The sequence below is a fragment of the Sphaerospermopsis kisseleviana CS-549 genome, from assembly GCF_028329225.1.
GTDB classification, from domain to species: Bacteria; Cyanobacteriota; Cyanobacteriia; order Cyanobacteriales; family Nostocaceae; genus Sphaerospermopsis; species Sphaerospermopsis kisseleviana.
In genome coordinates, this window is sequence record NZ_JAQMTI010000325.1 from 37,285 (window position 1) to 64,142 (window position 26,858).

At 35.7% G+C, this 26,858-nt stretch carries 22 protein-coding genes and 1 CRISPR repeat array; of the genes, 8 read left to right on the forward strand and 14 right to left on the reverse strand.

Annotated elements, in window-relative coordinates; genetic code table 11:
* Positions 1-248 precede the first annotated feature (248 nt).
* Both PN497_RS25295 and rbsK read left to right on the forward strand, forming a co-directional pair.
* Positions 249-1,313, forward strand: a complete 1,065-nt coding sequence (locus tag PN497_RS25295) for an aromatic ring-hydroxylating oxygenase subunit alpha (protein ID WP_096569808.1) — start codon at positions 249-251, stop codon at positions 1,311-1,313.
* Between the two features lie 122 nt (positions 1,314-1,435).
* Positions 1,436-2,356, forward strand: a complete 921-nt coding sequence (gene rbsK / locus PN497_RS25300; RefSeq protein WP_096569810.1) for a ribokinase — start codon at positions 1,436-1,438, stop codon at positions 2,354-2,356.
* A 183-nt stretch (positions 2,357-2,539) separates the two neighbouring features.
* On the opposite strand, the gene PN497_RS25305 is transcribed toward rbsK, so the two are convergent.
* The 8 genes from PN497_RS25305 to PN497_RS25340 all read right to left on the reverse strand — a co-directional run bounded on the left by PN497_RS25305 (position 2,540) and on the right by PN497_RS25340 (position 10,935).
* Positions 2,540-2,971, reverse strand: coding sequence for a nucleoside deaminase (locus tag PN497_RS25305; RefSeq protein WP_096569812.1), 432 nt, complete (start codon positions 2,969-2,971; stop codon positions 2,540-2,542).
* 206 nt (positions 2,972-3,177) lie between these two features.
* Positions 3,178-3,594, reverse strand: coding sequence for a thermonuclease family protein (locus PN497_RS25310; protein WP_096569814.1), 417 nt, complete (start codon positions 3,592-3,594; stop codon positions 3,178-3,180).
* A 313-nt stretch (positions 3,595-3,907) separates the two neighbouring features.
* On the reverse strand, positions 3,908-5,338 hold the full coding sequence (locus PN497_RS25315; protein ID WP_096569816.1) for a hypothetical protein: 1,431 nt from the start codon (positions 5,336-5,338) through the stop codon (positions 3,908-3,910).
* A 121-nt stretch (positions 5,339-5,459) separates the two neighbouring features.
* Positions 5,460-7,073, reverse strand: coding sequence for a hypothetical protein (locus tag PN497_RS25320; protein WP_096569818.1), 1,614 nt, complete (start codon positions 7,071-7,073; stop codon positions 5,460-5,462).
* A complete protein-coding gene (locus PN497_RS25325; RefSeq protein WP_096569820.1) occupies positions 7,060-7,476 on the reverse strand; it encodes a hypothetical protein in 417 nt (138 codons plus the stop codon). The genes PN497_RS25320 and PN497_RS25325 overlap by 14 nt, the downstream gene beginning before the upstream one ends.
* A gap of 3 nt (positions 7,477-7,479) precedes the next feature.
* Positions 7,480-8,319, reverse strand: a complete 840-nt coding sequence (gene cmr4 / locus PN497_RS25330; protein ID WP_096569822.1) for a type III-B CRISPR module RAMP protein Cmr4 — start codon at positions 8,317-8,319, stop codon at positions 7,480-7,482.
* Position 8,320: 1 nt separating this feature from the next.
* Positions 8,321-9,325 (reverse strand): CRISPR-associated protein, encoded by a 1,005-nt coding sequence (locus tag PN497_RS25335; RefSeq protein ID WP_096569824.1) that lies wholly within the window; start codon positions 9,323-9,325, stop codon positions 8,321-8,323.
* A complete protein-coding gene (locus PN497_RS25340) occupies positions 9,310-10,935 on the reverse strand; it encodes a Cas10/Cmr2 second palm domain-containing protein (protein ID WP_096569826.1) in 1,626 nt (541 codons plus the stop codon). Before PN497_RS25340 ends, PN497_RS25335 begins: the two co-directional genes overlap by 16 nt.
* A gap of 342 nt (positions 10,936-11,277) precedes the next feature.
* On the opposite strand from PN497_RS25340, the gene PN497_RS25345 reads away from it, so the two are divergent.
* The gene (locus tag PN497_RS25345; RefSeq protein ID WP_096569828.1) at positions 11,278-13,347 is read left to right on the forward strand and encodes a WYL domain-containing protein; all 2,070 of its coding nucleotides are present in this window, start codon (positions 11,278-11,280) and stop codon (positions 13,345-13,347) included.
* Between the two features lie 522 nt (positions 13,348-13,869).
* Here the strand turns inward: PN497_RS25345 and yidD are convergent.
* Complete coding sequence (yidD, locus tag PN497_RS25350; protein WP_199291168.1) at positions 13,870-14,406, reverse strand: membrane protein insertion efficiency factor YidD; 537 nt, start codon at positions 14,404-14,406, stop codon at positions 13,870-13,872.
* A gap of 245 nt (positions 14,407-14,651) precedes the next feature.
* A complete protein-coding gene (locus PN497_RS25355; RefSeq protein WP_096569834.1) occupies positions 14,652-15,017 on the reverse strand; it encodes a hypothetical protein in 366 nt (121 codons plus the stop codon).
* Positions 15,018-15,177: 160 nt separating this feature from the next.
* Positions 15,178-15,822: direct repeats of the CRISPR family, unit length 36 nt; unit sequence GTTTCCATTAATTCCACTTCTTGTTAAGGAAGCGGT.
* A gap of 284 nt (positions 15,823-16,106) precedes the next feature.
* Here PN497_RS25355 and csx18 point away from each other — a divergent pair.
* The 3 genes from csx18 (at position 16,107) to cas2 (ending at position 17,716) form a co-directional block, all read left to right on the forward strand.
* Positions 16,107-16,364, forward strand: a complete 258-nt coding sequence (csx18, locus tag PN497_RS25360) for a CRISPR-associated protein Csx18 (RefSeq protein ID WP_096569836.1) — start codon at positions 16,107-16,109, stop codon at positions 16,362-16,364.
* A gap of 73 nt (positions 16,365-16,437) precedes the next feature.
* Entirely contained in the window at positions 16,438-17,430 is a 993-nt protein-coding gene (cas1, locus tag PN497_RS25365) for a CRISPR-associated endonuclease Cas1 (protein ID WP_096569838.1), read from the forward strand.
* A 7-nt stretch (positions 17,431-17,437) separates the two neighbouring features.
* Positions 17,438-17,716 carry a CRISPR-associated endonuclease Cas2 gene (gene cas2 / locus PN497_RS25370; RefSeq protein ID WP_096569840.1) on the forward strand — a complete coding sequence of 93 codons (279 nt, stop codon included), beginning with the start codon at positions 17,438-17,440 and terminating at the stop codon, positions 17,714-17,716.
* A gap of 19 nt (positions 17,717-17,735) precedes the next feature.
* On the opposite strand, the gene PN497_RS25375 is transcribed toward cas2, so the two are convergent.
* A complete protein-coding gene (locus PN497_RS25375) occupies positions 17,736-17,930 on the reverse strand; it encodes a hypothetical protein (RefSeq protein ID WP_096569842.1) in 195 nt (64 codons plus the stop codon).
* A gap of 246 nt (positions 17,931-18,176) precedes the next feature.
* On the opposite strand from PN497_RS25375, the gene PN497_RS25380 reads away from it, so the two are divergent.
* Positions 18,177-19,229, forward strand: coding sequence for a dipeptide epimerase (locus PN497_RS25380; protein ID WP_096569844.1), 1,053 nt, complete (start codon positions 18,177-18,179; stop codon positions 19,227-19,229).
* Positions 19,213-20,259 carry a DUF1611 domain-containing protein gene (locus PN497_RS25385; RefSeq protein WP_096569846.1) on the forward strand — a complete coding sequence of 349 codons (1,047 nt, stop codon included), beginning with the start codon at positions 19,213-19,215 and terminating at the stop codon, positions 20,257-20,259. Before PN497_RS25380 ends, PN497_RS25385 begins: the two co-directional genes overlap by 17 nt.
* A gap of 182 nt (positions 20,260-20,441) precedes the next feature.
* Here the strand turns inward: PN497_RS25385 and PN497_RS25390 are convergent, their stop codons facing one another.
* The 3 genes from PN497_RS25390 to PN497_RS25400 form a co-directional block, all read right to left on the reverse strand.
* Entirely contained in the window at positions 20,442-21,749 is a 1,308-nt protein-coding gene (locus PN497_RS25390; RefSeq protein WP_096572742.1) for a glycosyltransferase family 4 protein, read from the reverse strand.
* 245 nt (positions 21,750-21,994) lie between these two features.
* Positions 21,995-23,572, reverse strand: coding sequence for an HlyD family efflux transporter periplasmic adaptor subunit (locus PN497_RS25395; RefSeq protein ID WP_096569849.1), 1,578 nt, complete (start codon positions 23,570-23,572; stop codon positions 21,995-21,997).
* Positions 23,573-23,844: 272 nt separating this feature from the next.
* The gene (locus PN497_RS25400; RefSeq protein WP_096569851.1) at positions 23,845-26,850 is read right to left on the reverse strand and encodes a peptidase domain-containing ABC transporter; all 3,006 of its coding nucleotides are present in this window, start codon (positions 26,848-26,850) and stop codon (positions 23,845-23,847) included.
* Positions 26,851-26,858: the final 8 nt, after the last annotated feature.

Genomic DNA, 26,858 nt, shown 5'->3' on the forward strand with positions numbered 1-26,858 from the left:
TCAGACATCTAGATATCCCATAAGCTTCGCCCTGCCCCCATAAATAAGTTCCATAATTTCTTTTCTGGAGAGGTCTAATGTTAGTTGACTCTGCGGTAAGCTGCTTTGCATCTAACTTCCCTTGCTTTGTAGCACTAACGCGAATCCCAACCTACGAATAGCAATCAACAAAAATAAAGCTGTTTAAAATGACACTTGTTGTCTATGATTATTTTTGTATATTTTTCCTAGTCATATCTTAGCCATACATGATAGATAACAATCACATCTTATTACGTAATCTTTGGTACTACGCACTACCTAGTCATCTTCTCAAACCAGGTAAGATGGTATCCCGGATTTTTTTGGGAGAACCTGTACTGCTGATGAGAAATAAAGAAGGTCAAGTTTTTGCAGTGCGTGATATTTGTCCTCATCGTGCAGTACCTTTAAGTTGTGGTAGATTCAATGGTCAAGAAGTAGAATGTTGTTATCATGGTTGGCGCTTCAACCCTGGGGGAAAATGTGTAGAAATTCCATCATTATTACCAGAACAAAACATAGATTTGAGTCGTTTTGATGTGCAATCATATCCTATTTATGAGACTCAAGGCAACATTTGGATCTACATGGCCGATAGCGAAAAATCTCAAGTCAACGCTGATCAAAAAGATGTTCCCATAGTTCCTGGTTTTCCTGAACAACAACCTCATTTAGTAGAAGTAATGCGGTTTCCTTGCTTTGTAGATCATGCGGTGACAGGTTTAATGGACCCTGCACATTCTCCCTATGTACATAGAGTTTGGTGGTGGAGAAGTGGAGAAATACATGAAGAAGTCAAACAATTTGATCCTTCACATTATGGGTTTACAGTCAGACGACATCAATTGTCAGATAATATGGAAAATATGAGCCGATTATATTGGTTAGTCGGTGGAGGAATACCCGAAGTAGAAATTTCTTTTCGTTTACCAGGAGTGAGAATAGAAGAAATTACATTTGGCAAACATCGAGTTTGTAATTTAACCGCAGTCACACCAATTTCTGAAACCGAAACAGAAGTAAATTTTGTCCTTTATGGTATACCAAATTGGTTAAGAATATTCACACCTTTAATTCATATCTTAGCCAGAAAATTTTTAGATCAAGACCGCACAGTAGTAGAAAAACAGCAAATTGGACTCAAATACAATCCTGTATTGCGACTGATTAAAGATTCAGATATGCAAGCACAATGGTATTATCAATTAAAACGTGAATTTGCCCGTGCTACATCTGAAAAACGAGAATTTATCAATCCTGTAAAAAGTGTATTATTGCGATGGCGTGCTTAATATTTTAGTCATCATTAATTACACATGAAAAGATTACACATTCAAACATTTTAAATCTTGTGGGGTGGGCATCCTGCCCGCCCTTAAAATCTTAAATCTGCTGTATTTAATAACTCCTGAATATGAAAATTATCGTTTTTGGCAGCATAAATATAGACCTAGTAGCAACCACACCCCGCTTACCTATTCCTGGGGAAACATTGCTAGGCGAAAGCTTTTTTACCACCCCTGGGGGTAAAGGTGCAAACCAAGCAGTTGCATTAGCAAAATTAGGAATACCCACGCAAATGATCGGGCGTGTAGGTGCTGATAATTTTGGTGCAGAACTCATTAAAAATTTGCAAAATTGTGGTGTTAAAACTGAAAATATCTTAATTGATGAAACCGTCAGTTCTGGGGTTGCAGTTATTACTGTAGATCAGCAAGGGGAAAATAATATCATAGTTATTCCCGGTGCAAATGGTAAAGTTAATCAAGATGATATCAATAGATTATCTAATTTATTCATAGATGCAAAATTCCTACTTTTACAACTAGAAATTCCTTTAGAAATAGGAATTTTAGCAGCCCAAAAAGCCAAAGAAGCAAATATAAAAGTTATTCTCGATCCTGCACCAGCACCAAATAATTTACCAGATGAAATTTACCCATTAATTGATATTATTACACCCAACGAAACCGAAGCTAGTCAATTAGTAGGTTTTGCAGTTAATGAACAAGAAACAGCAGCAAAAGCAGCAGATACTTTATTACAAAAAGGCGTGAAATGTGCAATTATTAAACTAGGTGCAAAAGGTGTTTATTGTGCAACTAAAGAAGAGAGTTTTTATATTCCTGCATTTTCAGTTAATGCAGTAGATACCGTTGCTGCTGGTGATGCTTTTAATGGTGGTTTAGCAGCAGCACTTTTTCAGGAAAAACCTTTAAAAGAAGCAGTAGTTTGGGGTGCAGCAGCAGGGGCTTTAGCAACTACAAAATTAGGGGCGCAGAGTTCTTTACCTGATAGAATTACTTTGGAGAAATTCGTAATTTGTAATTCGTAATTTGTAATTCGTAATTTACTCGTTTTACTCGTTCCCATACAGAGTATGGGAATGAATTATTAAAGGCTTTACCTTTAGTTAAATTAGAGTCAGAGACTCTATGATAGCATTCCCAGTCAGAGACTGGGAACGAGGGAAATCCAAAATTAAATTTTGACTCCTGACTCCTGACTCCTGACTCCTTTAAACTCCTATATCTTCATTCCATAATTCAGGTTTTTCTGCTATAAATTGACTCATCATTTGTTCACATTCATCCAGGTTTAAATCTATAATTTCCACACCATGAGAAACCATAAATTCTTTTGCACCAGGAAAAGTTCTGGACTCTCCTACAATTACTTTTTTAATCCCAAACTGCACCACAGCACCGGCACACAAATAACATGGCATTAATGTAGAATATAAAGTTGTACCTTTATAATTACCAATTCTCCCTGCATTTCTTAAACAATCAATTTCCGCATGGGTGACAGGATCACCATCTTGAACCCGTTTATTATGACCTCTACCAAGGATTTTCCCATCTTTGACCAAAACAGACCCAATGGGGATTCCGCCCTCATTTCTGCCTTGTTTGGCTTCGCTAATTGCAGCTTGCATAAACTCATCCATTTGATAAACTCCTGATATGAAAAAACAGGCATACTTCGACAAGATTAGTACAAGTCTTGCCTGCTAAATGGGTACTCGATATCTTCGGAAACTGGTGTAAAAGTCCGCGATATCATTGCAGAAATATCCCCGATTTCTGATATAAGTTTTATCATGCAAGGGATAATTAAAAATAGAAGTCGGGGATCGGGTTATTGATTACTTTGTTAATTTCCTTTTAATCTACGAATTTGTTTGAGTTGTTCAAAGTCTTTGTTTTTTGTGCCACCATCATATTTCCAAGCATATCCTTCGGCAATCATCAGATCATTAAGACATACATCGTCAACGTATAACCTGCCCAGTATTCTCCCATATTTTTCTGTGCTGTCTGGAAGTTTTGTTTTAACCAGAATTTGATGTTTACTGTCTAGTTGTTTTTTTAGCCATTCTTTAGCTTCAAGACCAAGTTTTTTTTCATCAGTATTCGTTGTTCTCGTTTCTGGGGTATCAATACCATCAAGACGAATGCGCTTAGTCAGGGAGATATCAAAACCAAGGTCAATATCAGCATCAATAGTGTCGCCATCTACGATTTTTTGAACTGATTTGATTCTATAAATGTATGGATCTCTGTCTGTCATTGCTAAGGTAATCCTAAGTTGCTTGAGGTTTCGATTTAGATTCTGTATCTTATTGATCTGGAATCTACTCTATTTTTATTCCCTATGGAGGAAGCGATCGCTCTATTTTAGTCTCTTTTCCCCTGTGGTGTCTAGAGGTATTTTATGAGTGTTAATGACAAAACCGAGAAAACTGACATAACAGATATCTGGTGAAAATGATCTAGGGACAATTCATAAATTGTCCTGACAATAGTTTCATACAATAGTTTCAGGTTAGACAATTAATTACCACCAGATGTCTATTTACCTTACAGTATTTATATTGTTTGACCTAACTGATAATTACTATTGCTGGCAATTGATAATTATTGATTGCTGTTTTTAGTTCCTCATGTACAGAGGACATAAGACTGGCATCTTTTAATTTAGTAAAGTTTTGCCCAGATATAAAATTAAGACAGCCCAAAACTCTTTTTTGCCATCCATTATAATCTTTAGTATTCCATGCTTTAAATACTTCTTCTTTTTCTAATCCCCGCAAATTATGAAATAAATTGTTTCTTTCTATGGATGTGTAGTTTTTAAACACTTTGATATCATCACTTAATTGCCAATTCTGTACAACTATTTCAACTAAATCAGGAATACCTTTGTGTGCATCTTTATTGTTATACTTATCTCTAAGCAAACCTTCAACAGCACGGAAACTATGAAATAATGCTTCCACATAGTTACCTTGTATAAACCTTATAACTGCTAAATAAGCAGCTTCATAACTAGTCCACCATCTTTGTTGAGTGCGTTTTTTAGCATCTTCATTTATGGTACTTCTGGATTTTGCAAAATCATCAAAATTAGCATTATTCCACTGGATAGCCATTGCTAGTAAATCTTTAATTTTCTTTTCCTTTTCAGTTAAAAATTCTTTCTTATTTTTCCAAATCTCTGTAAAAATTTTATCAACTCCTGAGTAATCATATCTATCTAATAATTCCTTAGCCTCTTGTAATTTCATACCTTGCAAGTAACTAGAACTAGGAATAGGAATTGCATTTCCTTGGTCATATTCATTGCTAACTAAAAATTGTACTTGCTTTTCAAAATTGGCTAAACTTGTAAACTGAACTGCGGAAGAAATAGCTGGAGTACCTGCTTGATGACTAACAAAAATTTTTGTATATTCTTTGATTCCCAAGTTAGTAATATTTTCTTGAAATAACTTGTTAACTAAAATTAAACACTGATCCCAATTATCAAGACCTTCTGTTTTAGAATTAGCTTTTAATTCTAAAAAGTGAATATCTTTATCTGTTTGTAACTGAGGAAATTTTTGCTGAAAATACTTCTTCAAGAGAGGTATAAGTTGACAAGTATCTTGCCAATAAGGACATTTATTATTTTTCTTATCATGATCGTCAAAAGCATTTTCCTGATTTGTTGTAATTACTATTACTTTCTTAGTTTTTTCTTTTTTGTCTAATTTATTCAAAAAATCAGTGAAAGTATCTAACAATGGAAAGTATAAATCATCAAAAATATTGAAACTTTCGTCATTTAATTGAGGACTATAAACCATACCCATAACCCTTGCAGGAACAGTATAAGGTTCATTAGCAGGAGCGTTTTTTAATCGAGATGGTTCAAACAAATGATTAGATAATTCACTTCTAACCATTCTATAAAATTTCTGCCATTTACTAGCATTATAATTAGGATTTAATTTGACATCACTATTGCCAGTAGTTACAATCCAAATACTCATTTTTTCAACTCCTGAAAATTTACTTAATCAAATTTTTACTTAATCAAATTTTTACTTAATCAAATTTGCAGATAGATGTCGGACTTCTATTTGAATTAATCATAGAAGTCCGGGATCTTGATTACACACCCCACAATTTTTCAAACCCACTTGTTGGTAAAAAAGCTAAAAACTGTTTAGTAGTTTCATCTCTTTTATCAGGAAAGATGGTTAATAACTCTACATATCCTCGTTGGCGAACCATCTGATCTTCCCTGATTTTATAATGGGGATACATTCGATGGTAAATTCTGCCAATTTTTCCCATTTCCCCAGTCAATTTAGAACGTTTAATTGATTGAGTACCTCTATAATTTCCATGAAACCAGCCCACTGCTAAACTATCTTCTTTATCTACCGCTAAACGTCCCCAAATTTGTACATTTTCAGGATGAAAACATTCCCGCCAAGCATTTCGTTGATAATTTTGAGATTTACCTTTAAAAACCAACCAATTATTGACAGCTTTGCGAACATTCTCAATAATATTTTTGATGTGGTTAATATTATTCACAGGAAAATAATATGGTTCTGATTCTTGAGTAAATCCCCATTGACAACCAATCATAGGTTTATCTTCATAGTCGAAATATTTAGGGAAAAAGATTCTATGATCTACCCTGCGGGATGATTTACCAAAACCACCTATTAATAGAGAAAATCGCAAAATTGCTTTAGCTAAAATTCTCAATTGCTTTCTATATTCATCTGCATGATTTTTCATACAGAGAATAGTTAAAGTACCTTTTTTTAAATCATAGGTAGGCATAGATATTCTATTGTGATTATAGGTAAACTCACCCATGACTAAACTTTCAGCATGAAAAGCAATACCTAAATCTCCCACTACTGCACCTTTAGCACCTGCAAAACCTCCCCACAGTTCCTTAGTTAATTCTTGTGCTGTATTTTCATCTGTCACCCCACTAAATAACCGTAAAGTATGACCCCGTAAAGCAGCTTTAAACATATTGGGGCGAAATTCACCAGTTTTATCTATTAATTGTGAGGCTAAACCCTGTCCTTTTAAATTCACAGTAAATAACTTAGTTTCTGGGTGATTAATAGGTTGACCATAACCCGCACTTACCCTAGAACCAATACCCCTTTCTATGGCTTGATCCCAAATCCTCCAAATAGTTTCCCATTCACTATCCTCTAATTCAATAGTGCTAGAAATACCAAAAACTAAGGTTGGTGCATAAAGGGAAATTTGCAAAAATGCAGCATGGGAATCACTGTTTTTTACTTGCCAATTTTCTTGGGGGTGAACTACATCAATTAAAGGTTCTTCTTTCCAAGTTGCATCTTGGGGAAATGCACCATGAAAACGTAATATTCCCGGTAGAGTTTCACTACTATTTTGATAACCACAATATCTAATAGCTTGTGCAGGGGTACAATGTCTTAAAAATGCACCTTTCATACTCGCACCAGGATAATAGGGAAACCCATTAGCCGCAATTACAGGACGGATAAAATCATCATCTTGACCACTATTAGAAAGCAACCGCCAACTAATTTTATATTCCTTTGTTCTGACATGATGACTAAAATTAGGAGGCTTGATAGCGGTAGCTTCTAGCCATTCATCAACCCATCTTTCAGACTGTTTAGGTTGTTGAATATATTGAATTTGTCCCCTACCGCTAATTTGTGCTTGAAACATTAAGGGTACTTCATTACTGTTCGGCATCACTATCACCTGGTTTTTTATAACGTTGAGTCCACCAAACTAAACTGTCACAAAATTGAGTCAATACTGCTAAACAAATGCGTTGATCTTCAATATCTAAACTCCATAATCTAGAAGCATAATCTTGTACTTGTCGGGTATTACTACCATCAACTTGATCTTCAGGTAATTTAATTCCTGCTTGTTTCATAATTCCCACAAAAGTTGTCCAAGTGTCACGCCAATATTTACCTTTGTCTGGTTCTTTAGGTAAGAGTCGTAAATGTTCACCCCAAAATCTTTCTAAACCATAAGCTACGGTACTTCTCATTTTATGGGATTGACCGATGACACCTTTTTTATCCCGGTAGATGAGGACTAATTTTTGTGCTTTTTGGTCTAAGTTATAAGATTGCCAAGTCATTTTTTATTCTCCTTTGATAGTTAATTCACAATGACCTAAACCAATTGATTCTAAACCACCTAAATAAATATCTGCGGTTTTGCCAATAGTGAAAGGTTGCCATTTTTTACCTGATTTATCATCTCTAATAGCAATAGGAAATACTAAAATAGTTCCTTCTGGCAATGCTTCGGTGTTGAAAAACCCCCCACCTTCGACTACTTTTTGATATGGTTTGAGACGGACACGACTTTGGCGATATAATGCCATATCATGAATCATACCAATATCACTATCAGCAACTACGACTGATGGTTGTTGTTGCTGGTCAGGAAACCAAGGTGATAAGTCTTGTGTTTTGTTAATTTCTAAGAAACCTAAATTAAAGAAAATCGTTCTTTTACCTCCTGTTGCTTGTTTTGCGACTAAGTTGGTTGAACCTGTATAAGCATCAGGAATTTTGATGTCTTTGAGGTGTTGATCTTGTCCATTTACCTTAACAATGCTATCACCTGCTATTCTTTGATAACGTTTTAATAATCGCTGACAAGTTACCCATACAATAGGTTGACCTGGACAAAAAACGGGAATCCAAACTATAGAAGCATATTCAAATTTAACGATAGATTCGTTATTTTTGTCATCGTCTGCACCGTTACCATACCAATAATTGGCTTCATTTTCACTTTGATCATTACGCATTTCTGAACGTAAACGACCACGAATAGAACTACCGGGAATGATACCAGTTTGGGTAAATTGATCACGGAAAATCAAGTTTAAATTTCCGCTTTCTTCTCCTGCGGTTGCACCAACATGGAGGGGTGCTAAGGTTTCGATAATTCCATAGGTTTTGGTATACATTTTAGTTAACTCCTTCAATTTCTACTGGTAAACACAAACCACAACCGAGTTTTTTAAGACTGTAACCTTCATTAGGAAACCATTTCTCGTCCCATTCCCACCAAGGTTTATTAATAGGTTCTTTGAGTACGTAAACACTACCCGCAGGAACAGCATAACGTCCTCTTCCTAATGTTCCTTGGGAACGGAAACGATAGGGAACAGGTTTATCTGTTAGCATCTGCACAGTTTCAGGAAAACTATGATCCTCTGGTTGGGGTTGACGGTGAGAGATTCGGTTAGAACCCCAGACTCCCGGTGTTATTAATGCAAATTTATCTTCTATTGGTTGACGTAAAAGCTCTAAAATGGGACTATCATCAGGTAGTTTAAAACTATTGATTTCTACAACATGATTTTCACCACCAAATTTATACCAACCATCAGGTAAAGCTTTAGTAGATAAATAAACTAAGCAATATTCTGAGTCTAGATGTACAGAATGTTCTAGAAATAATCCACCTTTAGTATTATCATCGATCTTGAAAGTACATCTTTCATCATTTTTTAAATGAGGATGTAAGACAGGAACAAACTTCCACGGGACTTTTTCAGCATAGCTATTACCGCGGATGTGTTCTGCTGCATAGTTCCAAGAATTGATTCTTTGCCATTGATAATCAGGTGTTAGTTGTGAGTTGTCACAATGCCATTTATCATTTTTAAATTCCCATTCGCTAGACTCGTTTTCAGCTATAATTTTAGTCCAGGGAATTGGTACATAAAAATATTCTGGATTATCTGTTTTTCCCCAAAATGGTCCGGCAATATATAAATCATGACTTAATTTTTCTTGATTCCATATTTTCTGAACTTGGTTAACACTAAAAAACAATCCTGATAATGTTGCTGCTTCAGGAGGAAATTTAGCACCAGAACGACCAACTAAATTTTCTGGTGATAAAAATGCACCAGCACTACCATACATAAATCCTAACGGACTGATACAAATTAGATAGTTGAACATAAATACCATCCTACATTAATTAAACTATCAATCCATTTCATTAGTTCTAAATTATCTGAATTGCCAACAAGTTTTTCTTGATGATTTTCTAAATATTCTTTTTGTTTGTCAAAGTAAATATTAAACAGTTCTAATGCTATTATTTCATTCACACTTTCCTTGTTTTTCTCTTTCAAATTTATTGCATGACGAGATTTTAACGTAGCTAAATCACTATAAACATGACCCCAGTTAGGAAAATCTTCCTTATTTCTTCCTTTAGCTTCCCATTGTTCAAATGTTTTACCATCCCTATCTTGATACTTCTTTAAAATCCCCAAATAACACCAGGGACAAGTCCACTGGATATATTGACCACTATTAAAAACCACCCGAATAGTTACTCTATCTCTTCCTAGAGATTTGGCTACTTTTTCCGCTTCCCGACAATGTTGTAAAACATCTCGCTGAGGTACGCTACCTGCAACCCAGACAAAACCGACACTGACAGTTATTTTCTGTTGGTGTTTTTGCCATGTCTCATTTAACGTTAATAACCATTCATAGGCTGTTAATGGGGAAATGGGTTTTTGAGGATTATTACTATAAATAATTCCTAAAAAATCATCACCACCAGCGTAAACAATTCTACCTATTTTTTGTTTTAAATTAAATCTTTCATCAAATTGTTTACCCCAAGTTCGCATAGCATCACTAAAGTTTTTTATTTGTTCATCACCATTTTCTTTTTTCGCTAATTCTTGTAAATGTTTGCCAACTTCGTCACCATCTCCCATAAACCATCCTGTCCATTGTCCAGGAACACTTTCTTGATTTTTTTCTGGTTGTGCTGGTTGTGGTTTACGTTGAATTTCTGTAAAACCTTTATCCAGTGGATCTATACCTATTTGTTGTTGAATTTTCTCCCATGTAACGAGACGTTTTACTAATTCGGGAATACTCAATTTTTCGTTAATGGCAATAAATTTACCTTCTGGATTTTCTGGATTTTCTGGATTTCCTTCTTTTTGGTCTTCGGTAATTTCTGCTAATTTACTATAAAAATCCTTGATTTTCTCATCTTCTAATTTATAGTTCATGGTTTGAGGATTACGAGATTTTCCACCCATCCCAGGAAACGCAATTCCATCAGTACCTGTTAAACTAGAACTTTCACCAATCCAGTTTACCGCCGTCCAATCACGGGATAATTTTTTAGTTTCTAAATCATTCATTGCCTCAATGATACTATGACCACATCCTTGAAATATCTCCCAAGTGTGAGAACCCCATAAACTCCATTCTCTTTCCCATTGATAATCAAATTCTGGTAATTGTTTTTCTATCCATTCTCGGCAAACTTTTAACATCTCTTTCCATCGGGAAAGGATGACTTGTTCTGCTTGTTCTCTGGTCATTTCTCCTTTAATTAAAATGCGGTTTGGCATTCCTTTTTGAACTGTAGGAAGTGCAGGAGAAATTAATGTTAAATTGTGCGTATTAACAGAGTTAACTATTTGCTGACTCAAGTAGGACAGAATTAATGAACCACCGTATAAGTCTCGCAGTTTGCGGGATTTTTCTATGAACCCTTGGACGGGTGCAAAGGTGATAGCAGTATATTTAGTCACGGGTTCTGTATCTCCTTGTTTGCTTAGTTTTCACAATACACGCTAAAAGTTATACTGTGTGAAAAAAAAAGAGTTTTTCATAATTGGTAAGAAAATGAAACAGGTATTGTCAATATCTATGAAGATGTGTCAACAAATTTGGCTGTTTTTTGCAATCTGTGAACATTGACTCCCTTGTGCTTTATCTTAGCGGTAAAATTTTGGTTGTAAACTGCTACTCATGCGAATGACGAAATTTACTGGGGGAACTAGGGTAATAAATTCCTCATTCGCTTGAAAACACTAGACTTTTACCCCAAGGTAGGGGGGAAAATGCAAGATAAGTTTTGAATATGAATAATTATGTCCACTCCTATCTGTCATTTTCTCATCGGTGTTCCTGGTAGCGGAAAATCAACCTTTGCTGCTAGTCTCGCTAAGTTGGGTAATTATCGCGTTGTTTCTACTGATGCTATTCGTCATCAGTTATATGGTGATGCTTCTATTCAAGGTGTATGGGAGGAAATTGAAGCAAAGGTGATTTCTGCTGTAGTTAATGCTATTACTGAAGGTGTTGGTGTCATTTATGATGCTACTAACGCCAGGCGGATATGGAGATTAGATTTATTAGAAAAGTTGAATGTGGCGGTTGATTTTCCCATGTTGTGGATCGGTTGGTATTTAACAACTCCTTTGGAAGTTTGTAAACAATGGAATCAACAGCGTCACCGTCAAGTTCCCGATATAGTTATTGATAGTATGTATCAATCTTTGTTAGATTTTCCCCCGGTTTCTGGGGAAGGTTTGGTAATTATTAAGGAAGTTGATGTCATTTCGCCAAAGTTCAATTTTCAAGAAGTTGTAAATACGATTCAACAACTTGATAGAACTCTTGTTAATCGTAGTAATCGCAATAGTCACATAACTTTTCACGCTTATAGTAGATTCTTAGATTTTGAAAGGTTGATGTATTTGATTTCTGTAATTATTAATTATCCAGGAGTTGGTAATTTACAATCTACACATCCTCATTTATTATTGAATGTTTTTGGTTATCTTCCTGAATTTGCTAATTCTTTGGCAGAAGTAGCTGGTTTTGTAAGTCGGTTATATGGTAAAGTATATGCAGATAAACAATCTATTGCTCAAGATTTAATTTGGTTACAGAAAAATAGTTTTATTGGTGTCAATAGTATTTCTCAAGTTCTTCCCGGTACTATTGATGTAGGTGATTATGTTCCTAAATCTGCCACTGTTTTAATAACTCATCCTTATTCAGATTTAACAGCTTTTCAAAGATTGTTATCTATTATCCGGTTAATTCTCCATCATCCATTTTTATTTTCTTCAGGATCAGGTAGTTTAAAAACTTTGCTGTTAGCATTGCCAAAATATGAAGGAATTTTTGGTAATAGTATAGATTCAGTTCGTAAAGATATTGAAAAAGTCCTCAAACCCTATAAAATTCTGCCGGATTTTTCTATGCGTGACGGTTATTTTGCAGGAACTGGAATTTTATCAAGTTTAGAGTTAACACAAATTTTTAATATGTTACAGTCTCAAGCTAAAAGTTTAAATGATCCTATTGCTTTAGAGATTTACCAAAAGTTTACTAGTCGTATGGAAAAAAGTAAATTAGGTGTAAATCAAGTTTATCCCGTGCGGGCGATCGCCAATCGTAGTATGATAGATGCAGATTATTTACCCCAAGAATCTTTAGCCAGAAATATCCAAGAATTAGAAGAGGCGATCGCCCAAGGAAAACTATTAGAATTAAACCGTTTTCCTGGAAGTGGTAAATTTGCCCATGATCAAGAAGGATTCTTTTTAGCATTTCCTTTACAAATTGTATTTTTTAATTCTGCTTGGTACTTAGGTTATGAATTAATGAGTGGAGACAAAAAAGGTTTATTACGATTTGAAAGACTAGATAGATTATTTATCGGTAAACATCAAATCATCAACCGTTCCCAAACAGAACAGAAAACAGCATTAAACAAATTACAAAAACTTTCTCAAATGTGTGCCAGCATTTTTTTAGGATATGATCATCAAGATCAAAAAACACTTTTAGAAGGAACTAAAAAAGAACGTTCTCAGGTTTTGATCACCATTGAACTTTGGTTTAATGATAGTATGTTTAACTTTGTCGCTGAAGGAACTAAACGTTTTCCTTCCTCACAAATGAAAATGTCATTACCCACTACAGCTAAAAAATTGAATCTACCGAAATCTATTTTTTGTCTTAAACAGACAAGAGATCCTAAATTTCCCCATCGCTTTCAAGTTATGTTACCTAAATGGTGTGTAGATGATATAGAATTACTACGCTGGATTCTCGGTTTTAAAGGTGGGGTAAAAGTAGTAAAACCAGAATTATTAGTCAATAAAATCAAACAAATTGGCGAAGATATTGTTAATATCTATAAATAGGAGTTGCTGAGAAAGTCTTTCCGTGAGGGCATAGGAGTCAGGAGTCAGGAGTCAGGAGTCAGGAGATCAAGGAGTCAGGAGTCAGGAGTCAGGAGTCAGGAGTCAGGAGGAGATTGGAAAATTTCTTTGCCATCTCTTGAAATCCCAAAAAATGCACATTCCGGTATACCCTTCAAAACCCTTGCACTAATTTCTGTGTTTATCAGCCTCTAACCTTTGATATATCAAGGTTTTAGGTTTATTCAGCAAACCCTAAATAGAATCATAGGACTTACGCCAAAAGGAACAAAAGTAGGGGTAATTCATGAATTACCCCTACGCAAGAATAAAGTTTTCAGCAGATTGCCAATCAATAAACATCAGGTAAAAATGAATGAATGTCAGGAAAATTTATGAATTTTCCCCACAAAGATTTTAAATAATCAAAAACTGAAAAAGTGCAAGCTTTTATGATATGGGAAATCAAAAACCTTGCATTTACAGCACATTCTTAATTCCCACAGATAACTTTTTCAGCAAACCCTATTTATCGTCATTAGCAATACCTAAACCCACAATTCCCAAACAACATAAACCATAATATAACTCTGGTTCATTACCACATTTACCATCTTTTTGATCTTGTCTTACACTTGATTTTGTTGCCATTTTCAAACATTGACTATAAGCTTTTCCTTTACTTGCTAATGCAGGAGTTACTAAACCAAAAGTAAAGAATGCAGGAATGATTAAATACAAAAATGATCGACGATTGAATAAACGAGAACTTCTGCGCTGTAAATTTGCCGATCCTAATCTTACATTTAAATTTTCCTGTTGACGTGGTTTTTGAGATGCTAAATTTTCCGCAGCTTGTCCACACTCTGTAAATCGTTGACGGGAAAGTTGAATTGCTGTATTTAAATCCTGTTCTAAAAAAGCTTTTTTGACATATTCAGAACAAGAATCACCACCATGCAAAATTCGATGAGCGCAACAATAACCCTTGTAAGGTGAGAGATGTTTTTGATAAAAGTTAATACCAAAAACCGATATTTTACGGATTAATTTATTAAACATTTCCATGACTAACTCAATAAATAAAAGAAGACATCAATATTAATAATCTAAATTAATAATCTAAATTAATAATCTAAATTAATAATCTAAATTAATAATCTAAATTAATAATCTAAATTATTCATGTATTAATCTAGATTATTGATGTAGTTATCAAGACACCCTAATTAGGACATTTTTCTCTGCTAAACTCTTTCATCTATTCCCAATTCCCAATTCCCATGAGAATACTTTTTTAGCAAATCCTAATTATTAATATCTTCGATCTGCTTTTTAGCACGGGAAATAGCTAAACCATTATCAATAGGCGCAATTAAACTAGCAATAGAACCAATAGCAAAACCTCTTTCCATTGCTTCTTCTTCTGTAGAGGAAGATAATCCAATTATTGCACCTGTTACACCAAGACTCAAACCCAGCCACAACAGTGCTTTCCAACGTCGTGTGTAACAATATCCAGCAAGGGGAATCAATAAAGATAATAAAACTGCAATGGTTATATTTAAACGAGAAAGCCGCACAATTTTATCTGCTTTTTTCCGTTCTTCTTGTTCATTAATTGCATCTAAAGATTGACGCAACAGTTTTTTATTGTCATTATTTTCTCCCATAACAGATATTCCTTCACCCTGGCGGTAGTTTTGTTTACATCTCCTGTAACAACATACTCGCAATTTTCTCGTGATTCAATGCTTCTCATGCGAATGAGGAAAATCTTCATTTAAGCAGTAGATCCCGGACTTCTTTGAGAAGTCCGGGATCTGATAGTGGGTTTCCATTAATTCCACTTCTTGTTAAGGAAGCGGTCAGAACGACGAGAAAAAGCGTGAACGGGAGTTTTGGGTTTCCATTAATTCCACTTCTTGTTAAGGAAGCGGTCATGGTTTTGCCTCCTTATAGGCATAAAGTCCTATAAAGAAAGTTTCCATTAATTCCACTTCTTGTTAAGGAAGCGGTTTGCGCTGGAATAATATCGTACCTGGACACACAAGAGGAAAAACGGTTTCCATTAATTCCACTTCTTGTTAAGGAAGCGGTCATGACCGGCGTTACAGAGTACATGAAGTGCCTGGCAGGTTTCCATTAATTCCACTTCTTGTTAAGGAAGCGGTGAGGATTGCTCTGCCACATATCCCTGCTGGGGAGATTCATATTGTTTCCATTAATTCCACTTCTTGTTAAGGAAGCGGTTACAAGCTGGTCGCGTGCTACTGCGACCAGGAAGAGTGCGTTTCCATTAATTCCACTTCTTGTTAAGGAAGCGGTCCAGGTGTTTTTCAGTGTCAACTTCAACTTCAAGGGCACTGTGTTTCCATTAATTCCACTTCTTGTTAAGGAAGCGGTTGGGATTGTTATGAAGACAATCCCGGAGAATTTCAGGTTTCCATTAATTCCACTTCTTGTTAAGGAAGCGGTAGCCACCATTATAAACCCTTACCCTGCCTACTGTCTAGAGGCAATTTTCGGCCGGGTCTAAAAAAAAGTCAACCAGCACCATAAACCATGATGTTAAAACACCTGAAACCCTTACCCAGCAAGGGATCGGCAGGGTCAACGAAAGAATCAACATTTGCACCCCCTCCCCTACCCGGCCGCAAAAAAACCATTACTAACAAAGAAAATTCCTTATTCGCATGAAACCCCCTTACATTACCTGGCAATTAGGTCTATTTTAAAAAAGTCATCAACTCACAAAAAATATGTACATTTCTCATCGTGCGGCTTTAGTCAGAAATTTAGGAGTCGCTATATTTAATGGGTCAATTACACTCATAATCCTATTAATTGCCCCATTAGGATTAGCAGCAGTTATTGTCAATACATTATTAGTTACCTTAGCTAGTTTTATAAATGCTACAGCATCTGATAAAATTGTGGTTTTTTTACAACCAACTCACATCAAAAATATGATAGCAGAAATCATTTCTCAACAATCAAAAATAATTAATCATTCTTAACAACATTAGAGAAAAATTTGTACTCAAACTAAAGATCAATTTTTGTAATCAATAATCTTACCCTTAACCGACTATGCGAACATTATATATTTCCCGTCAAGGTTGTTATATCTCTCTCAAAGCAGAAACCTTAATAGTCAAACAAGGAGAAACAATACATGGAGAAATTCAATTACCGCTATTAGAACAAATATTAATTTTCGGTAAATCACAAATGACTACTGAAGCAATTCGTAGCTGTTTATGGCGAGATATTCCTATTGCTTATTTGTCGAGAATGGGATATTGTTATGGGCGATTAATGCCCATCGCTAGAGGATATCGTCAACTTTCCCGTTATCAACAACAATTAACAACAACGGATAAATTAATAGTAGCTCAAAATATAGTCGCAGGTAAATTAAAAAATAGCCGGACTTTTCTACAACGTCAACAACGACGCAATCCCTCAACAACTACAGAAATGGCTATTAAAAGTTTAGCTGTATTAATTCAAAAAGCACGGGAAGCAGAAACAACAGAACGATTAATGGGATTAGAAGGTGCTGGTGCGGCTCAATATTTTTCTGCTTTTGGAGAATGCTTAAATCATCCTAATTTCATATTTTTAGCCCGTAGTCGTCGCCCCCCAGGAAACCCCGTTAATGCTATGTTGAGTTTTGGTTATCAAATTCTGTGGAATCATATTTTAACATTAATAGAAATCCAAGGATTAGATCCCTATTATGCTTGTTTGCATCAAGGAACAGAACGTCATGCAGCATTAGCTTCTGATTTAATAGAAGAATTTCGCGCTCCAATTATTGATTCTTTGGTGTTGTGGTTAATCAACAGTAAAATTATGGATGATACTCAAGATTTTGTCTATCATGATGGTGGTTGTTATCTCAATAATCATGGTAGGGAAAAATATATAAAATACTTTCTCCAGAAATTAGAGGAAGATGTACAAAATCAAAAAGGTGAAAATCAACCCCGATGGGATTTAATGACTCAACAAATTAAAATTTTTAAAGAATTTGTCTATCAACCTAGTCAAGTTTATCAACCTTATCAAATTCGTTAATTTTTAAATGTTATTTTATGTAATAGTTTATGATATTCCTGACGATAAACGTCGCCAAAAAATCTCAGAATTATTAGAAGGATATGGTCAAAGAGTTCAATATTCAGTTTTTGAATGTCTGCTCAATTCACAGAAATATACAGAATTAAAACAACGATTAGGTAAAGAAATCAATTCCCTGGAAGACAGTATCAGATTTTATCCATTAAGTAAACATACATTTAACCAAATTGAAACTTGGGGAGAACCACCCGTAACAGAAATTCCAGGTTCTATTATTATTTAAATTATTTAAATTATTTAAATTATTTAAATTCTTTAAATTCTTTAAATTCTTTAAATTCTTTAAATTCTTTAAATTCTTTAAATTTCTTGATAAATAAAATATAGATAATATTCAGATACGGGATCAATACTGTTTGGTTAAGAGTTTTTGTAGGTTGGGTTAAGCGATAGCGCAACCCAACAAAAGCTGATAAATGTTGGGTTTCGTTCCTCAACCCAACCTACAGAATTTTATTTTTTGGGTTTAACCGAAAAGTATTGGATACCGGATTTCTTCAAACAATGCAGAAGCTAATAAATTCAGGATTTATGCAAAAGGGAAAGAAAGTAAGGGTAATTCATGAATTACCCCTACGCAGGAATAAGGTTTTCAGTCACATCTTGCGTAAGTCATAAAATTATAATCTTGTTTATTTAGTGTATTATGGCTGATAAATAGTTGATAAGTATAAGTTGCTAAAATGAAAATACAAGTCAGTCAATTTACAGTTAACAAAAGATTCCCCTTAACAATAAGTAGAGGAACAACAACACAAACAACAAATATCAGCATCAAAATCATCGAAAACGACATTGAAGGATGGGGAGAAGCATCACCCTTTGGTGTGGGAAATCACCGTCAAACCACCGAAATGATCACAGATGCCTTGCAAAAAATCACCCCTGTGTTAGAATTATACAATCCTTGGCAAAGACAGGAAATTGAAACAATTTTAACACAGTATCAAATCCCTTCCGCAGCCAAGGCAGCTATAGATATGGCGTTGTATGATTGGATGGGGAAAAGTGTAAATTTACCATTGTGGAAAATGTGGGGACTAAATCTCAATAAAATAGTACCCACATCCGTAACCATAGGTATTAACTCCCCAGAAGGTGCAGCAACCAGAACCAAAGACTGGTTAGAATATATGGATGTGAAATTATTAAAAGTGAAATTAGGAGCAAAAGAGGGAATAGAAGCAGACAGAAAAATGTTGTTAGCAGTGAAAGAAACAGCACCAAAAATAGATTTATTTGTAGATGCTAACGGAGGTTGGAGTTTAGCAGATGCAATTTCTATGTCTCTGTGGTTAGCAGATTTAGGGATAAAATATATAGAACAGCCATTACCAAGAGGTGAAGAAAATAAATTAGCCACCCTGAAAGAACATTCACCTTTACCCATCTTTGTGGATGAAAGTTGCTTTACCAGTGTGGATATTCCCCCCTTAGCAGATTATGTAGATGGAATTAATATTAAACTCATGAAATCTGGGGGTTTAAGTGAAGCTTGGAGAATGGTAAATACAGCCAAAGCACATAATTTACAAGTGATGTTTGGCTGTTATTCTGATAGTTCATTAGCCAATACAGCAGCTTCCCAACTTGCACCATTAGCAGATTATTTAGATTTAGATAGTCATTTAAATTTAATAGATGATCCTTTTGTGGGTGCATCTGTGGAAAAAGGACGAATTTTACCTAATAATTTACCAGGTTTAGGAGTACAATACAGTGCGTTTGCCACTTAATAAAAAGATAGCAATTTTATTGCATGAAGGACTGAGTGGAACTCAGGGAAAAACCGGTTTATCCATTTTACGCTATAGTGAATCACCGATAGTTGCAGTGATAGATCGGGAATGTGTTGGTAAATCTGTATCAGAGTTAACAGGAATAAAACGTGATGTTCCTGTTGTGGGTTCAGTGAGTGCGGCTTTGCAATATCAACCAGAAGTTTTAGTTATTGGTATTGCTCCCAAAGGTGGGATAATTCCTGATCATTATTGGCCGGATATCAAAGATGCTTTGAAAGGGGGAATGTCTTTGGTTAATGGTCTACACACACCTTTAGGGAATATACCAGAATTAAATGCACTCCTCAAACCAGGTCAGTTAATTTGGGATGTGCGAAAAGAACCGCCTAACTTAGAAATAGCTTCCGGGTTAGCGCGGACTCTTCCCTGTCGTCGGGTGTTGACGGTGGGAACAGATATGGCTATTGGTAAAATGTCCACCAGTTTAGAATTACATCGTTCTGCAAAATTACGGGGTTGGAAGTCGAAATTTTTAGCTACTGGTCAAACTGGGTTAATGTTAGAAGGGGATGGAGTAGCGTTAGATGCAGTGCGGGTAGACTTTGCTGCGGGTGCGGTGGAACAGTTGGTGATGCGGTTTGGTAAAAATTACGATATTCTGCAAATAGAAGGACAAGGTTCTTTATTACATCCTGGTTCAACTGCAACTTTACCTTTAATTCGGGGTTCTCAACCTACACATTTAATTTTAGTGCATCGAGCCGGACAAACTCACAATCATAATAATCCTCATGTTCCGATTCCTCCTTTACCGGAGGTAATTAAAATGTATGAAATTGTTGCTAGTGGTGCGGGTGCGTTTGCTAAAGTTCCGGTAGCGGGGATAGCTTTAAATACTAGAGATTTAGATGAAGTTGCTGCTAAAAATGCGATCGCCCAAGTTACAGATCAAACAGGTTTACCTTGTACAGATCCGGTGCGATTTGGTGGTGAGTTGTTATTAGATGCAGTGATGGGAAGTTAGTTGAGAGATAATTATGAGATGATTTAGATCCCCGACTTCTTGAATAAGTCAATAAGTTAGGGATCTAAATATTTTTCTGAATCAGGATGTCTGGTTACTGAGCGAAGTCGAAGTACAGGATTTAAGGATTTTCAGGATGAAAACTGGGATTTTATTTTAAATTACTAATTACTATTAAATTACTATTTAATAAACCTCATCGCCCCCTCATCGCTTGCGGGGAGGGGGTTGGGGGTGGGGTTCTTGTACCTCATGACATCGGAAAGTGCTGTAAGAGAAGTTTTCTTACCAAATATCCAATCTAATTGTTTTGGTAATAATGCTGCTAAATTATAATTATTGACTATTGTTTTTCTTGCTGCTGCACGAATAACTTTCATATCTTCTGCATTATCCAAAGCTAGATTTACCTTTTCAGCAATTTGTACAGGAGAAAAGAAATCTGCCAAAAGTCCATTTTTACCATCTTCAATGATCTCTACAACTGGGGGAGTATTGGAAGCTATGAGTAAACATCCTACAGACATTGCTTCTAACATTGACCAGGATAAAACAAAAGGACGGGTTAAGTAAATATGGGCTGAGGAAGCTTGTAAAAGTTGTAGATATTCATGGGTAGGCAGTCTACCAGTAAAATGTAATCTCGATAAATCTAAATCTAGACTTTCTAACATTAACTGTTTATAGGTTTTCCCATCAGCAAGATGTTTACTATAAAATACCTTATCTTCCCCATCAACTACAATATGACAATTTGGGCGCTGTTGTTGAATTAATGCTACTGCTTCCATAAACTGAGGAAAACCCCGATAAGGTTCAAAACCTCTTGCTGAATAGGTAACTAATTCTGTGACGTGGGAAAGATCCAAATTGATGCTAGGTAAAAATAATTTAGTATCTGGTTTACTGATAAAGTAATTAGTATCAATGCCATCGTGACAAACAGTGATTTTATGATGATATTCTTGGGGAAATTGTTGACGCTGCCAGTTAGTAGGAGAAAGTCCGCGATCGCAATGGTATAAATCCAGTAAAATCGGTGAATTTTTTACCCTAATACGACATATATCATCTACACTTAATGGATCACAAGGATCAAAACCTGCATCTGAACCGCGACTATGATAAAACCATTCAAAGAAACATAATAATTCTGCTTGGGGAAAAACTTCTTTTATAAATAAAGTTAGTCCCCAACCAGAATGACCATAAATGATATCTGGAATAAAACCTTGATTTTTTAATCGTTGTGCCATCCGATATACTGCTTGTCCGGTAAGAACTGCATTTTCTAAATTGCGAATATAATAATGTGTTTGACTTGCTACTGTGCGGGAAGGTTGATAAATTACCTTCTGTACACCTGGTATATTTCCTTGTTGATTATTTGTGGCAAATACCACTTGATAATTCTGATCTTGTCCTAAAGTTTTAACTAAGTGGCGAAATTGTCCGGGGAAGTTGGGATGTAAAAATAAAATGCTTTTCATATTTCCGGTAGCATTTTTCATACAATTTGAATATGCTTGTTTTAGCCATATAATTATGATTTCAAAAATATTTTATTTGAGATTTTTTAATATGGAAGTTCTGAGGCGTTTTTGGAGGATATTTAAATCATATTTTCATAATTCAATTACAAATTCTTTATTAACAGACATGAAGCATGGGAAGTATGGGTGGCATGGGTAGCAAGGGAGTCACCCATCACCCATCACCCATCACCCATCACCATCTATCTAACTTCTTTCAAACTCTCAACCTGCTTAGTAAACATCTCCGTAAATAAACTCAACACACTCCGTTCCTCACGCACCTTAATATTAGCAGTAATAGACATCCCCGACTGTACAGGAATGTTTCTACCGTGAGCATTTATCGTCTGACTATCTAAACTAACTTTCGCTGGAAATCTATAATATTGATGAGTCTGATCAGGAGGTAAAGCATCCGATCCGATATTAATCACTTTACCTTTAATATCTCCAAACTCACTAAAAGGAAAAGAATCAACTCTCACATCTACCTTCATTCCTTCCCGCACAAAACCAATATCTTGATTGGTGATAAATACCTCCGCTACATATTTATCATTAGGTACAATCTGTAATAATTTCTCGGTAGGATTAGCGACAAAACCAGGATTTTTTGCTTGCAGATCAAATACTATCCCCGCTACAGGAGCGCGAAGTTCTTGATATTTGACATTTAATTGTGTCTGGGAAATTCTACTATTAACATCTGCCAATCTTTGCTCATTTTCCAAAATAATTCTCATGAATTGGCTGTCAATTTCCGCAATTCGCTTTTTATTATTGGCTATCTGATCTAAAACATTTTTATCTGTCACCGCTACAGTATTCGTTACTTCTTGCTGTGATTTTTGAATATCAAACTCTAGACGTTTTTCTTCTTCTCTCAATTGTTCTATTTCTGCTTTCAGAGTTTGTACTTGTTGTTGCTGATTCAGATATTGTAATTGAGAAATCCCCCCTTCTTCTGCTAGGGTTTTAACTTTATCTAAAATTTGTTGTTGAATTGCTAAACCATTTTGAGTATCTTTGATCTTGACTTTGGTTTGCGATAGTTGCTTTCTGATTTTTTCAACTTCTAATTGTGCTGCATTAGACCGAGATTCTAATTCTTTTCTGGCAGCTAGGAGGCGTTGTTGTTCATCAATTCCACCACTTATTCCTGGTGTAGAATTTCTTAATTGAGAACGCAATAAATCATTGTCAGCGACTAATGAGGCTCGACTTTTCAGGAGAAAAGCTGTTTCTGGTGGCAAGTTACTGCTTAAAAAATTCAATTCTGAGGTGATACCGTTACTTGCACTCATCAAGCGACGATAAATATCGTTTTCTTTAATTAAAGCAGCACGAATCTTGTTTAAGGAATTTAACTCAGCTAAGGTGGCAACGGATTCAAATGTTAAGAGCAAGTCTCCTTTCTTTACTTCTTGTCCATCTTTCACATAAACAGATTTGACAACACCACTAATAGGAGCTTGCACTTCTTTTACTGTTCCCTCTGGTTTTAACTGACCGGTCGCGGGAACTACTTGTTCAATTTTGGCATAATAAGCCCAACCCACTCCAAAACAAGCTACAACCATCAGAGTGATCATGATGGTACGTGACCAAACTGGTGATTGACGTAAAACTATAGATTGATCAAAACTATCTTGATAAGCTACACGAGTCAAAGTCTCTGTTCTAGCTTTCTTGGCAGGTGTCAGCAACTGTACACTACTTTGTTTTTTTCCGTTGCCATTACCGTTACCGTTGATATGATTACCATTATGTTGAGTCATAACAATTTTAGATTTTGGATTTTGGATTTTAGATTTTGGATTTTGGATTTTAGATTTTGGATTTTGGATTTTGGATTTTGAATTTTAGCGTCAGGAGTTATTAATTTTGGATTTTGGATTTTGGATTTTGGATTTTGGATTTTGGATTGTTTTTCTTAACTCCAATCTAAAACCTAAAATCTAAAATTTCCTTCCCCTATTCCCTATTCCCTATTCCCTATTCCCTATTCCCACTGATAACTGATAACTGATAGCTGATCACTAATAACTAATTACAAATTAACTTCTTGTTGTTGATATAGGTAGAAATAATGACCTTTAGCAGTCATTAATTCTTGATGATTACCTTGTTCTATCACCCTACCGCCATCCATAACAACGATTGTATCTGCATTACTAACAGTATTGAGACGGTGAGTAATAAAGAAGACTGTTTTACCTTGAAAAGCTCTAGCTAAGTTGAGGCATATTTGTCTTTCTGTGGGATAATCTAAGGCGCTGGTAGCTTCGTCCAAAACTAATAATTTAGGTTTTTGTAAAATGGAACGAGCGATCGCTATCCTCTGTCTTTGTCCTCCAGAAAGATTAGAACCTTTTTCCCCTACTCTGGTGTTATAACCATTGGGCAAATTCATGATAAATTCATGGGCAACTGCTATCCTGGCCGCTTCGATAATTTCTTCTGTAGTTGCATCAGGATTAGTCAATGCAATATTTTCTTTTACAGTACCATCAAACAAAAGCGGATCTTGCGGTACAACCCCAATTTGTCTGCGTACTGAATAAAGTTCTACTTTGCTGATGTCGTAACCATCAATCAAAATTCTGCCAGACTCGACGTTATAAAGTCTCAGCAGTAATTTCATCATTGTGCTTTTACCTGAACCACTTTGTCCGACAATACCGACAAATGTACCAGAGGGAAAATCAAGACTCACATTGTTTAGTTGCAGTGGTCCACTGGGAGCAAAGCGGAAGCAAACATTTTCATATTTAACAGCACCCATGATCCCAGGTAAGGGAATATTATCTTTGTCTGTTTCTGCTTCTTGGGGTGTGTCCACAATATCACTTAATCGCTCTAAAGATAAACCAGTTTCTTGGAAGTTTTGCCAAAGTTGTGCTAACCGCAAAATAGGACTAGTCACATAACTGGAGATAATTCTAAAGGCGATTAATTCCCCTAATGTTAATTCTCCTTTTAATACTAAATAAGCTCCTACCCACAAAACTAATAAGCTACTGAGTTTGTTGAGAAACTGACTGGTAGAATTAGCTAAAGTGGAAGTGATGACTGTTTTAAAACCTGCGGATACAAACCGAGCATAACGTTCTTGCCAGGAAAAACGCGATCGCAATTCAATATTTTGCGCCTTTACTGTTTGAATACCTGACATTACCTCCACTAAATAAGATTGAGTTGCTGCATTACGTTCTGCTTTGGTACGTAATTGTCGGCTCACCGTGGGGGCGGCAATTAATGTAATCACCACAAATAGGGGAATTGTTCCCAAACCCACTAAAGTTAATTGCCAACTATAAAACAGCATCACGATGATATAAACCACCGAGAATACTGCATCTAATACCACTGTTAAAGCTGTCCCTGTGAGAAACTGACGGATATTTTCTAATTCATTGATGCGAGTTGCTAGTTCACCCACAGGTCTACGTTCAAAATAACGTAAAGGTAATCTGAGTAAATGGTCAATAATTTGTGACCCTAAGCTCATGTCAATGCGGTTGGTTGTATCCACAAATAAGTATGTCCGCAATGTAGTTAGTATTGCTTCAAATACACCCACTGCTAATAATAACACCCCTAAAATATTCAGGGTATTAATACTATTTTGAACAATGACTTTATCAATGATTAATTGAATAACCAAAGGATTAGCTAAAGCAGCTAATTGGACGAAAAAGGAAGCGATAAAGACTTCTATTAATACCCGACGGTGACGTGATAGATAAGGTAAAAACCAACTTAACCCAAAGCGTTGTTGCGGTGTTTCTTGGGTAGCACCGATAAGTAATACCCGCAGTTGTGGTTGTAATGTGGTTTCATCAGTTGCTATTTCTTCCAGTAGTTTGCTTGGTTTGCAATTAATTATTCCTTTTGATGGCACAGCTAAAACTACTGTATTTTCATCTACTGCATAGATCACAGCATAGCTATCTTGATATTGAATTAGTGCTGGTGTAGAAATGCGTGTAATTGCAGTGGCGGGAATATCTACTAATTGGGATCTCAGTCCAATTAATTCTTCTCCCACATAAGCACAAAGTTGAAGGGATATATTACCATGACGTTTAATGTTGTCGTTTAAAGTCCGACGTACTACTTCTTTACGCAAGGGAACTTGTAAATGCTTGGCCAGCATTTGCAAACAAGCCAAGGTAGAATTTATTTCCCCCTGTCCACGAAAAAATGGGTATTGTTGGTGGTGTTTTTTCTCTGATGGTGTTTGGCGTTGGGAAGGAATAACTTCTTCTACTGTGGCGTAGGGAATTTCTATTTCATCTGTGTTTTGTTGTTGATTATATGTTAGTTCTGCCTCTACTAGTTCTGGATTGAGGAATGATAAATCTGGGGGATTGATACCTAATAACCGTGCTGGACTGCTCCCTGTTACTTCGATCATTCCTCTAGTATGACTAGATTCTAACGGAGAATTAGGGGGAAAATTAGCTACTGTACCACCACTAACAAACCAAATTTTATCACTTTCTAGTTGTGTAAAAGAGGATTTTCCTGGTGGTAGGTAATGAATTTTTGCCTCTGATAAAATTTCTTGACTGATGTCTTTGATATTTAAATTGGCATTAGCTTGTTGTGCTAACAGTGGGCTGAGAATATCAAATACTTCTGAGATGTCACTACAGTTTTGACGATCATTAGCAAAGGCTGGATTTTGGCGTAGTAGACTTAAATAATCTGCTGTACTCAAGGTTAAACAAATCACTTCTGTGGATGCGATCGCTGTTTCACAAGCAATCTGCCGCATCAAACTAATTTCCCCAATTATTGCTCCTGGTTCTAGGATTTTCAGGGTAATTGGTAATTGGGTTTGGGGGTGATATCCCAACAGTCTCACTTTTCCCTCGTACAGAATCGCTATTCTATCTGGTAGTTTTTCTTTACCAATGATTTTTTGTCCTATGCGATAGCGTAGAGCTTGTTGTTGTGATAGTAAATTGCGTCTTTCCTGGGCTGATAGTTGATCAAATCCTGCAATACTCTGGAGAAATTGATCAAAGGATTCGCTATTATAAGTCATATTTATTC

Excerpts from the sequence above, each read along its gene's own strand:
- cas1 (WP_096569838.1), top strand. The coding sequence starts at position 16,438 with ATGCGAACATTATATATTTCCCGTCAAGGTTGTTATATCTCTCTCAAA.
- PN497_RS25400 (WP_096569851.1), bottom strand. The coding sequence starts at position 26,850 with ATGACTTATAATAGCGAATCCTTTGATCAATTTCTCCAGAGTATTGCA.
- PN497_RS25295 (WP_096569808.1), top strand. The coding sequence starts at position 249 with ATGATAGATAACAATCACATCTTATTACGTAATCTTTGGTACTACGCA.
- PN497_RS25390 (WP_096572742.1), bottom strand. The coding sequence starts at position 21,749 with ATGAAAAGCATTTTATTTTTACATCCCAACTTCCCCGGACAATTTCGC.
- cas2 (WP_096569840.1), top strand. The coding sequence starts at position 17,438 with ATGTTATTTTATGTAATAGTTTATGATATTCCTGACGATAAACGTCGC.
- PN497_RS25345 (WP_096569828.1), top strand. The coding sequence starts at position 11,278 with ATGTCCACTCCTATCTGTCATTTTCTCATCGGTGTTCCTGGTAGCGGA.
- PN497_RS25380 (WP_096569844.1), top strand. The coding sequence starts at position 18,177 with ATGAAAATACAAGTCAGTCAATTTACAGTTAACAAAAGATTCCCCTTA.
- PN497_RS25395 (WP_096569849.1), bottom strand. The coding sequence starts at position 23,572 with ATGACTCAACATAATGGTAATCATATCAACGGTAACGGTAATGGCAAC.
- PN497_RS25310 (WP_096569814.1), bottom strand. The coding sequence starts at position 3,594 with ATGACAGACAGAGATCCATACATTTATAGAATCAAATCAGTTCAAAAA.
- PN497_RS25315 (WP_096569816.1), bottom strand. The coding sequence starts at position 5,338 with ATGAGTATTTGGATTGTAACTACTGGCAATAGTGATGTCAAATTAAAT.
- cmr4 (WP_096569822.1), bottom strand. The coding sequence starts at position 8,319 with ATGTATACCAAAACCTATGGAATTATCGAAACCTTAGCACCCCTCCAT.
- PN497_RS25335 (WP_096569824.1), bottom strand. The coding sequence starts at position 9,325 with ATGTTCAACTATCTAATTTGTATCAGTCCGTTAGGATTTATGTATGGT.
- PN497_RS25325 (WP_096569820.1), bottom strand. The coding sequence starts at position 7,476 with ATGACTTGGCAATCTTATAACTTAGACCAAAAAGCACAAAAATTAGTC.
- rbsK (WP_096569810.1), top strand. The coding sequence starts at position 1,436 with ATGAAAATTATCGTTTTTGGCAGCATAAATATAGACCTAGTAGCAACC.
- yidD (WP_199291168.1), bottom strand. The coding sequence starts at position 14,406 with ATGTTTAATAAATTAATCCGTAAAATATCGGTTTTTGGTATTAACTTT.
- PN497_RS25320 (WP_096569818.1), bottom strand. The coding sequence starts at position 7,073 with ATGCCGAACAGTAATGAAGTACCCTTAATGTTTCAAGCACAAATTAGC.
- PN497_RS25305 (WP_096569812.1), bottom strand. The coding sequence starts at position 2,971 with ATGGATGAGTTTATGCAAGCTGCAATTAGCGAAGCCAAACAAGGCAGA.
- PN497_RS25355 (WP_096569834.1), bottom strand. The coding sequence starts at position 15,017 with ATGGGAGAAAATAATGACAATAAAAAACTGTTGCGTCAATCTTTAGAT.
- csx18 (WP_096569836.1), top strand. The coding sequence starts at position 16,107 with ATGTACATTTCTCATCGTGCGGCTTTAGTCAGAAATTTAGGAGTCGCT.